Source organism: Streptococcus mitis (assembly GCF_019929545.1).
Classification (GTDB): Bacteria; Bacillota; Bacilli; order Lactobacillales; family Streptococcaceae; genus Streptococcus; species Streptococcus mitis_BU.
Map to the genome: position 1 here is coordinate 21,312 of NZ_JAHZPT010000026.1, position 6,185 is coordinate 27,496.

Annotated in this window: 7 protein-coding genes and 1 pseudogene; 4 read left to right on the forward strand and 4 right to left on the reverse strand. The window is 32.5% G+C overall.

The window, feature by feature from the left end; translation table 11 throughout:
* Positions 1 to 3 precede the first annotated feature (3 nt).
* The 4 genes from K1I71_RS07525 to K1I71_RS07540 all read right to left on the reverse strand — a co-directional run bounded on the left by K1I71_RS07525 (position 4) and on the right by K1I71_RS07540 (position 1,717).
* Positions 4 to 612, reverse strand: coding sequence for an Asp23/Gls24 family envelope stress response protein (locus K1I71_RS07525; RefSeq protein WP_033684829.1), 609 nt, complete (start codon positions 610 to 612; stop codon positions 4 to 6).
* A 37-nt stretch (positions 613 to 649) separates the two neighbouring features.
* Positions 650 to 820: a DUF2273 domain-containing protein gene (locus K1I71_RS07530; RefSeq protein WP_000455069.1), complete on the reverse strand. Its 171-nt coding sequence runs from the start codon at positions 818 to 820 to the stop codon at positions 650 to 652.
* 11 nt (positions 821 to 831) lie between these two features.
* Positions 832 to 1,404: an alkaline shock response membrane anchor protein AmaP gene (amaP, locus tag K1I71_RS07535; RefSeq protein ID WP_023946078.1), complete on the reverse strand. Its 573-nt coding sequence runs from the start codon at positions 1,402 to 1,404 to the stop codon at positions 832 to 834.
* 76 nt (positions 1,405 to 1,480) lie between these two features.
* The gene (locus tag K1I71_RS07540) at positions 1,481 to 1,717 is read right to left on the reverse strand and encodes a GlsB/YeaQ/YmgE family stress response membrane protein (RefSeq protein WP_033688245.1); all 237 of its coding nucleotides are present in this window, start codon (positions 1,715 to 1,717) and stop codon (positions 1,481 to 1,483) included.
* Between the two features lie 374 nt (positions 1,718 to 2,091).
* Here K1I71_RS07540 and mgaSpn point away from each other — a divergent pair, with 374 nt between their 5' ends.
* The 4 genes and pseudogenes from mgaSpn to K1I71_RS07560 form a co-directional block, all read left to right on the forward strand.
* Positions 2,092 to 3,570 carry a virulence factor transcriptional regulator MgaSpn gene (gene mgaSpn, locus K1I71_RS07545; protein WP_223330641.1) on the forward strand — a complete coding sequence of 493 codons (1,479 nt, stop codon included), beginning with the start codon at positions 2,092 to 2,094 and terminating at the stop codon, positions 3,568 to 3,570.
* Between the two features lie 361 nt (positions 3,571 to 3,931).
* Positions 3,932 to 4,933 (forward strand): LacI family DNA-binding transcriptional regulator, encoded by a 1,002-nt coding sequence (locus K1I71_RS07550; RefSeq protein WP_045605836.1) that lies wholly within the window; start codon positions 3,932 to 3,934, stop codon positions 4,931 to 4,933.
* A 153-nt stretch (positions 4,934 to 5,086) separates the two neighbouring features.
* On the forward strand, positions 5,087 to 6,004 hold the full coding sequence (locus K1I71_RS07555) for an ABC transporter permease (RefSeq protein WP_045605839.1): 918 nt from the start codon (positions 5,087 to 5,089) through the stop codon (positions 6,002 to 6,004).
* Positions 6,005 to 6,014: 10 nt separating this feature from the next.
* Positions 6,015 to 6,113 (forward strand): annotated as a pseudogene (locus K1I71_RS07560) (carbohydrate ABC transporter permease); the annotation flags it as partial.
* Positions 6,114 to 6,185 lie beyond the last annotated feature (72 nt).

Below are 6,185 nucleotides of genomic sequence, written 5' to 3' on the forward strand. Positions count from 1 at the left end.
ATCTTAGTTTACACGAGTTTTTTCGTGAGATACTACACCAGTTGCTGCACCTTTAACAGCTTCTACGCCTTCGCTAACTTTTTCTTGAACAGTTGAGAAACCAGATCCAAGACCAGATTTAGCTTTTTCGAATTGTTCTGAAGCGAATTCTCCTGTTGATTCAGCAACGTCAGATACGCGATCTTGAAGGCTTACTGAGTCTGCTTCATGTTGTTCTTTAGTTTTGATGTCGACAACGTTTACGTTGATTTCAACAACTTCCAAGTCAGTCATTTTAGCAACTTCTGAAGATACGATTTCTCTGATTTCTGAATATAAAGCTGGAACATTTTTTTGGTACTCAGCAATAATGTTTAAGTCAACTGCAACTTGTGTTTTACCAACTTCTACGTTAACACCACTTGTTACGTCATCGCTGTTAACGATTTTTTCTTTAAGATTTGAGAAGAAACCACCGTCGATTCCCAAAAGACCTGAAACGTTTTCTAGTGACAGACCAATGATTTTTTGGATAACTTTATCTTCGTAAGTAAGTTCCCCTTTGATTTCGTGAGCTACAACAGTAGCATCTTTCTTTTCTACGTTAGTGTTAATGTTTTTTTCGTTTGACATATGAAACTCCTTTAATTAAATTAGTAATTTTTATTTTTTATTTATCTATATAGTTTTTTTCGATATATAATCCAGCTGCAACTCCCAGTGCTCCTAAAATCAATACAAATATTGTTTTGAAGAAGCCAAAGGAGATAATCAAACAAGCGAGAAATACGCCTATGAGACCAGTGATAATTGGATATCGATATTGTTTAAGCCATTCCATTTTTTACTTCCTTACTTCACACGACTAACAGTCTTTTTGTTTTGAGGTTTTGGTTTAGGCTGGTAGTCTTTTACTAGAACTTCTAGTTTAACCTGACGCTCAATACCAAAAAACTGCTTCAATCCATTAGTTATTTCATTTTGAATTAGTTGGCATCTGTCAGCGATGTTGTCCGAAGGAAGAATTTTACCTTCTACATGAACGAAACATTTATTTTTTCGTAAATTTACATGAACAGTTGGGTTCTTGATCAATCCATGATCACTTACCAAACTTCTAACAAAACCTTCGATTGCAGAATTCTTTAATTTTAATGTATCGTTTTTAGTTTCAAGTTGAATTTCCAAATAACGTTTAGGATAAAACAACACAACTAACATCGATAACAAAACTAAAGTTGATAGAGCCACTATCCCCCAGAATATATATCTAGAGAGATAGAATTCAACGAAATGATTCTGTCTCCAGCTAAATAGCTGAATGCCTAGATCACTAACTTGATGATAATCTATCAAAACAGGAAGGAAAATTGTCAAGATTAAAATACAGAAAATAATTAAAAATATTTTCTTTGTTTTTGACATATACAATCCTTTCGATTTAACATTAAACTATTTTTACCCGTCTAATCTATTTAAAAATAGTTTATTCTACAAGTAATTATTTTTTACCTGTAAAGAATGATACTACAGTAACAACAATTGCTGCTCCTGCAATAGATGGGATCAAAGCCATTCCAGCGATGGATGGGCCCCAACTACCTAAAAGGGATTGTCCTACAGATGACCCGATTAAACCAGCGAATACATTTGCGACGATTCCCATAGAACTACCTTTTTTAGTGATTCTACCTGCTACAAGTCCAATCAGACCTCCAGCAATGATTGACCACAACATTGCTTACCCTCCTTTTTTATTTTAATATCAAAAAATAAATCAATTTCTTTGATTATTGCTATTATATAATTTTAATACAAAAAATCAATTATTTTGATTATTATATAATTTTAATATCAAAAAATCAAATTCTTTGATTGTTGCTATTATATAATTTTTAAAATTAAAAATATACTCTTTCGACTTGAATTTGATTCTGTATTCACGCCCTCAATAGACGGTAAAATAAGAAAATTGTTTATATATTGCTCCCGTAGTGTTATTATACGAAATAAAGGATCTTAGTAAAAGTCGTTACAGCATGTTCTACCTATTCTTTGTGGTATAATTGCAAGAGGTTTAATCCGATAATTTATAAAGAGAGAAAGACATTCATGAGAGATTTATTATCTAAAAAAAGTCATAGGCAATTAGAATTATTAGAATTATTATTTGAACATAAACGTTGGTTTCATCGTTCTGAACTAGCAGAGTTATTAAATTGTACAGAACGTGCAGTCAAAGATGATCTATCCCATGTTAAATCTGCTTTTCCTGACTTGATTTTTCATTCTTCTACTAATGGTATACGCATTATTAATACCGATGATAGTGATATTGAAATGGTTTACCATCATTTCTTTAAGCATTCAACTCATTTTTCGATTTTAGAATTTATCTTCTTTAATGAGGGTTGTCAAGCTGAAAGTATTTGTAAAGAATTCTATATCAGTTCATCTTCGCTCTATCGTATTATTAGCCAAATCAATAAAGTGATTAAAAGGCAATTTCAATTTGAAATCAGTCTGACCCCTGTTCAAATCATTGGAAATGAGAGAGACATTCGTTACTTTTTTGCACAATATTTTTCAGAAAAATATTATTTCCTAGAATGGCCATTTGAAAATTTTTCATCAGAGCCCCTATCTCAATTGTTAGAATTGGTTTATAAGGAAACAAGCTTTCCAATGAATTTGTCAACGCATAGAATGCTAAAGCTGCTCCTGGTTATTAATCTATATCGAATAAAGTTTGGTCATCTTATGGCAATAGAGAAAGATTCTTTTAACGACCAAAGTTTGGATTTTTTAATGCAGGCAGAAGGAATAGAAGGTGTTGCTCAGAGTTTTGAATCAGAATACAATATCTCTTTAGATGAAGAAGTGGTTTGCCAATTATTTGTGTCTTACTTTCAAAAAATGTTTTTCATAGATGAAAGTCTCTTTATGAAATGTGTAAAAAAGGATAGCTATGTTGAAAAATCTTACCATCTATTGAGTGATTTTATTGATCAGATTTCAGTCAAGTATCAGATTGAGATTGAAAATAGGGATAATCTGATTTGGCATCTGCATAATACCGCACATCTGTATCGTCAAGAGTTGTCCACTGAGTTTATTTTATTTGATCAAAAAGGGAATACAATCAGGAATTTTCAAAATATTTTCCCTAAATTTGTTTCAGATGTAAAAAAAGAGCTTTCTCATTATTTAGAGACTCTTGAAGTTTGTTCTAGTTCAATGATGGTAAATCATCTATCTTATACATTCATCACTCATACCAAACATTTGGTGCTTAATCTACTACAAAATCAGCCAAAGCTGAAGGTTCTGGTTATGAGCAATTTTGATCAGTATCATGCAAAATCAGTAGCGGAAACACTTTCTTATTATTGCAGCAACAATTTTGAACTTGAAGTTTGGACTGAATTAGAATTATCAAAGGAATCTTTAGAAGAATCGCCTTATGATATCATCATTTCTAATTTTATTATTCCTCCGATTGAAAATAAGAGACTGATCTATTCCAATAATGTCAATACTGTCGCTCTCATCTCTTTGCTTAACGCAATGATGTTTATTCGATTAGATTAGTAACCTAAAATAAAAAAAACTCTATTTCGTGTTTGAACTGTACCTCAAAAGTTAGACAGAAAAAATCTAATTTTTGGGGTGTTTTTGTTAAGAAAAGACCTTCAATCATTTAAGCAAAATGTACATCTAGATTCATAGCCCTCTAAATCTCTTGCTTTTTTTGTAGAAGATACGAAAAAAGCCTTGAAATCAAGTCTTTTCCTGTGGTAGGTAGATTCCTATATATGAAATTGAAGGGATTTTAGAAAGCCAATTGGAGTGATTTTATCCATGATGGGGAAATGATCTGGATAAAAATGATTGAGAAATAGTTGCTAAAAAAGCGTTTGCATGATACTATATATTGAAAGGAGGTGATAAGATGGTAGAACAAAGAAAATCAATTACCATGAAAGATGTTGCTTTAGAAGCAGGAGTTAGTGTTGGAACAGTTTCACGTGTAATTAATAAAGAAAAAGGCATTAAAGAAGTAACCTTGAAAAAAGTGGAACAAGCAATTAAAACCTTGAATTACATTCCAGATTACTACGCTAGAGGAATGAAAAAAAATCGAACAGAAACGATTGCAATCATTGTACCAAGTATCTGGCATCCCTTTTTTTCAGAATTTACTATGCATGTGGAAAATGAAGTCTATAAGAGGAATAATAAATTACTCTTATGTTCTATAAATGGTACAAATAGAGAGCAAGACTACCTGGAGATGTTGCGTCATAATAAAGTTGATGGAGTGGTTGCTATTACCTATAGTCCAATTGAACATTACCTGTCGTCAGGAATTCCCTTTGTCAGTATTGACCGTACATACTCAGATATTGCCATTCCTTGTGTTTCATCAGATAATGATGCAGGTGGAAGAGAAGCAGCTAAACAATTAATTAGTAAAGGATGTCGGCATTTAGCCTTTGTGGGCGGACATAATACAACCATTAATGAAACTAAACGTCGTAGAATTTCATTTGAAAAGTATGTCCAAGAGCATAAAATACCTCTTAGTATTTTTGATTTGGATGAGACAGTTACTGACTATCATGGAAAGCTAGAGAGTTTCTTGGAAGAAAATCCTTCTATAGATGGAATTTTTACAATCAACGATTTTACAGCTTTGGATGTGACTGAAATTCTAGAAAAGAATGGCAAACGTATTCCTCATGATGTCCAAATTATTGGATACGATGGAATTAAAATGGCTGGAGATAGAGATTATCTACTTTCAACTATTGAACAACCATTGGAAGAAATGGCCAAAGAAGCGGTTCGGATTTTGTTTGATATTCTTGATGGAAAGACTGTTAATTTGCAGACAATCCTACCAGTAAAATTTGTTGAAGGAAAAACAACAAAAAATGAAAATAAGTCTTGACAGAAAGCGCTATCAATGATAGAATAAACTCAGATAAAAAAGATTTATTTTTTTAGAACAAAAATGAAACGTTTCAAAAATAAAATAAATAGACAGCGCCAAGCGTTATCTTTTTAAAACAAAAAATGAAACGTTTCAAAAAAGGAGGTTGCTATGAATAGCAAAGCGAAGCAAGTTTCTCTTTGGGAAAGAATTAAGAAACAAAAACTCTTGTTATTGATGACTGTCCCTGGTTTAGTTTTGACCTTTATCTTTAAATACATCCCTATGTATGGGGTTTTAATCGCATTTAAAGATTACAATCCCTTAAAAGGAATTTTGGGGAGTGATTGGATTGGTTTTTCTGAGTTTACAAAATTCATATCCTCTCCCAACTTTGGTATCTTGTTAGCCAATACTTTAAAATTAAGTATCTATGGTTTATTGCTTGGCTTTTTACCACCAATCATTCTTGCTATTATGCTCAATCAACTCTTGAGTGAAAAAGTCAAAAAACGAATTCAGCTCATTTTATACGCACCAAACTTTATCTCAGTCGTTGTTATCGTTGGTATGATTTTCCTTTTCTTTTCAGTGGGAGGGCCAATCAACAATTTTCTCTCTATGTTTGGAATAAAGGCTGACTTCTTGACAAATCCAGACTTCTTTAGACCTTTATACATCTTTAGTGGTATCTGGCAAGGAATGGGCTGGGCTTCAACGCTCTACACAGCAACATTAGTAAATGTAGATCCAGCTTTAGTAGAAGCAGCAAGACTGGATGGAGCCAATATCTTCCAACGAATCTGGCACATTGATATTCCAGCTCTTAAGCCCATTATGGTTATCCAATTTGTTTTAGCTGCAGGTGGAATTATGAATGTCGGTTATGAAAAAGCATTCTTAATGCAGACATCGTTAAATTTGCCAACTTCTGAAATTATCTCTACGTATGTCTATAAAGTTGGTCTTGTATCAGGAGACTATTCTTACTCAACAGCGGTTGGTTTGTTTAATGCAGTGATTAACGTAGTATTGCTTGTTGCAGTTAACCAAATCGTTAAACGCATGAATAATGGTGAAGGAATTTAAGGAGGGAAGTATGAAAAATTCGATTATGGATACAAAATTTGATAGACGTATCTTACTCTTAAATAAAATCATTATTGTCTTTATCGTTTTGATAACCTTACTTCCTTTAGGGCACCTCTAAAAACTCCACTCTTATCACAAAAGAAAAAATCAACTGTATGTGTCTCATTTAGTTGGCACA